1 protein-coding gene is annotated in these 772 nt (G+C 63.1%); it reads left to right on the top strand.

What is annotated here, in order from left to right:
• The coding region (gene bluB, locus NS334_RS16895; protein ID WP_058757003.1) for a 5,6-dimethylbenzimidazole synthase at positions 1-452 on the top strand (452 nt) is incomplete at its 5' end.
• Positions 453-772 lie beyond the last annotated feature (320 nt).

Below are 772 nucleotides of genomic sequence, written 5' to 3' on the forward strand. Positions count from 1 at the left end.
ATGCGACACGGCGCCGCGCGGTCATCGAAGACTTCAAGGCCTGCAACGCTGACGCGTTGCGGTCCTATTCCGGCGAGCGTGCAGCAAAATATGCCGCATTGAAACTATCGGGCCTCGAAGAGGCGCCCGGCCATCTCGCCGTGTTCGCCGAGAAGACCGACCACATCGGCTCCGGTCTCGGCCGCGCGACCATGCCGGAGACGTCGGAATATTCCGTAGTGGCCGCGATCTGTTCGATGTGGCTCGCCGCGCGCGCGGAAGGGATTGGCCTCGGCTGGGTATCGATCCTCAATCCGGGCCGCGTACGTGAGATTCTGGAGATACCGGACGGCTGGAAGTTCATCGGCTACCTCTGCATCGGCTACCCGCAGGCAGAATGCGACCGCCCGGAGCTCGAACAAGCCAAGTGGGAATCGCGGCGAGGTCCCGGTGAATGCACCATCCGGCGCTGACGAATCTCCGACCGGCAGCGGCGCCCACTGGCGCGCGGACATTGCCTCCCTGGTCTTTCCTGTCCCGGAGCACGGCGCGATCTGCGCAGTGCATCGAGGTGCATTTCGGACTCTGCTTGGCGCAGAGCCGGTGCCGGAGGTCTGCCTCGGCTATTTCGAGCGCCACAGAGACGCATTCAGGTCAGCTGCCAGCGCCAAGATCCTGGGCAAGCGCATACCTCCTGGAACAAATCTGCATCTTACCAGTCGCGACATCGCCCGAAAGCTGCTAGAAGCCGACCAAATCGAACGTGGAGAACGATGATGAGCCAGTCCCAGAC

It is taken from the genome of Sphingomonas endophytica (genome assembly GCF_001476895.1).
GTDB lineage: Bacteria > Pseudomonadota > Alphaproteobacteria > Sphingomonadales > Sphingomonadaceae > Sphingomonas > Sphingomonas endophytica_A.